The sequence below is a fragment of the Longibaculum muris genome (genome assembly GCF_004343035.1).
GTDB lineage: Bacteria > Bacillota_I > Bacilli_A > Erysipelotrichales > Coprobacillaceae > Longibaculum > Longibaculum muris.
Window position 1 is genome coordinate 1 of the sequence record NZ_SMCQ01000051.1, and the last position, 2,164, is coordinate 2,164.

Consider the following 2,164-nt stretch of genomic DNA (forward strand, 5'->3'; position numbering starts at 1 on the left):
TGTTAATGTCAATATAAATTTCACCAAAAATGTTAGTTTAAGTTTCACCAGTTTTGGTTGTTTTGCCCATCTTCCTCTATCATTGATATCTTGTCTTTTGTTCTATAGGACCTTCCTGTGATATTGATAATGTGAGAATGGTGTATAAGTCTGTCAAGTATTGCGTTTGCCAGCACATTATCTCCAAATATTTCTCCCCATCTTGATAATGACTTGTTTGTTGTAATAATTGTTGAATGTTTTTCATACCTTTTCGTTATTAGCTGAAAAAGTAAATTTGATGATTCACTGTCCAATGGAAGAAAACCTACCTCATCTATGATAAGCAACTTATACTTCGCAAAAAACTTCAATCTTGTTTCCAGTCGATTTTCTAGATGTGCCCTTTTTAGCTGCAGTACCAGATCGTTACAGTTAATGAAGTATGTGCTGTTTCTGTTTTTGGCTGCTTCTATCCCTATAGATGTTGCTAGATGGGTCTTGCCGACCCCTGGTGTTCCTATAAGCAGAATATTTTCTTTCTTTTCCATGAATCTTAGATTTCTGAAATCTATGATTTCATCTTTATTGATAGATGGCTGATATGAGAAGTCAAAATCTTCGAATGTTTTGATATAGGGGAAGTTCGCTACTTTAACGCATGCGTTCATTGCTCTTTCGTTTCTTAAATCCATTTCAAAGCTGGTAAGCTCATAAAATGCATCAACTATATCCTTTTGTCCTTCATTGACCAGACTGATATAGCTGTCAAGATATTCCCTTATCTTATCAAGTTTTAACATCTCCAGGTTATTCATGAGTTTGTTATAGTTTGTTGCCATGCTTATTTTCCTATCCTTTCCATCAGCTTCAGATTCTCCTGTGCAACTGCATCAATATCCACTTCCTTATTATGAATGGACTTATGCAGTGCCTCCTGATAATGGTCGAGATGATAATTGAATTTATTTTGATTTATCTGATGTACAGTAATGAGTTCTGTGTTAAAATATATATAAAGCTTATTTTCAATAGGTATCATTTTGACACGCTTGTTAATAAGCTTTGTAGGTACGGAATATCCTGAGCCCTTGTAGGTCACCAGCAGTGTTGGTGGCACTGTCTGTGTAATGACATGATCTACATAGCTGTCCAGCAATACTTTGCTTGGCAGCGGCTTGAGATATTCCTTTTCTTTTTTGAAAAGGACATGCGGCGGTACGTTTGTTGTCTGGTTGACAGTGCTGTTGACCTTCATGTTGAGTCTTTCAATAAGCTCAATAAGATGCCCTTCATCTCTAATCTCACCATCATAGGCATTTAGCCATGAAATAAATCTATTGGCTGATTCATCCTTGCCCTTGGTCTGTGGGCTTCTTGTCTTGCATAGTCTGATTTTAATACCTGTATCATTTTCAAAGGCTTTGATTTTTTCGTGCTTTCTCTTTGTTCCGTTTGTAATGCTTACAACAGCGGTCATATTATCTGTAAGAATATATTCAGGTGCTCCACCAAGCCGGTTGAGTGTATCAATAATGCATCTTAGGAAATCCTCAGTCGTTTTCCCTTTTGTATAGATAAAGATATGCTCTCTGGAATAGCCAAGTGTTGAGGTCATAATGTTGAACTCAATAGCTTCGCCATGCACCGTGGTTATTTTAAGGTTTTCCTTCCAGTCTACCTGAAGCTGCTGACCAGGCTTTGTTTCAAATCTTACATGGGGCTTGCTGCTTTTTTGAGGCTGCATTTCACGTTTCCATGTATAATATTTAAAATTGTTGTAAGTGCCTATATGATCAGAACCATATTTGTCAAGAAGGTATTCATAAGCAGCACGTTTATTAACACCAGGCTTTTTTAATAATGTTCTGATTTCTTCTTCATATTGATCAAGTATGCTTTTTCTTGATTTTCTTTCCATATGTTTGATTCCTCCGTTACGCCAGTATTTAGCGACAGTATGTCTATCCATATCATAAATACGGGCTAATTCACTGAAATTAGGTTTTATGTTAAGCTGTTTCAAAATAAGTAAGTCTCCTATAATATTTCTTTCCATATAAATCTCCTATACATAAAATATAAGAGATTTTATCAAAAAAGATAACCAGCTGGTAGTTTGTCATTACCATAAGTGGTAATTGTTAAACCAACCTTTTTGGTTATCTTTATTTTACCATTAACA

General features: G+C 35.5%; 2 protein-coding genes. Both read right to left on the bottom strand.

Features of this window, described 5'->3' with window-relative positions:
- Positions 1–44: 44 nt before the first annotated feature.
- Positions 45–821 carry an IS21-like element helper ATPase IstB gene (istB, locus tag EDD60_RS15970; RefSeq protein WP_132226557.1) on the bottom strand — a complete coding sequence of 259 codons (777 nt, stop codon included), beginning with the start codon at positions 819–821 and terminating at the stop codon, positions 45–47.
- A gap of 2 nt (positions 822–823) precedes the next feature.
- Positions 824–2,038, bottom strand: a complete 1,215-nt coding sequence (gene istA / locus EDD60_RS15975; protein WP_132226558.1) for an IS21 family transposase — start codon at positions 2,036–2,038, stop codon at positions 824–826.
- Positions 2,039–2,164 lie beyond the last annotated feature (126 nt).

Bases quoted from the DNA above. Each gene is read 5' to 3' on its own strand.
- istB (WP_132226557.1), bottom strand. From the start codon at position 821: ATGGCAACAAACTATAACAAACTCATGAATAACCTGGAGATGTTAAAA.
- istA (WP_132226558.1), bottom strand. From the start codon at position 2,038: ATGGAAAGAAATATTATAGGAGACTTACTTATTTTGAAACAGCTTAAC.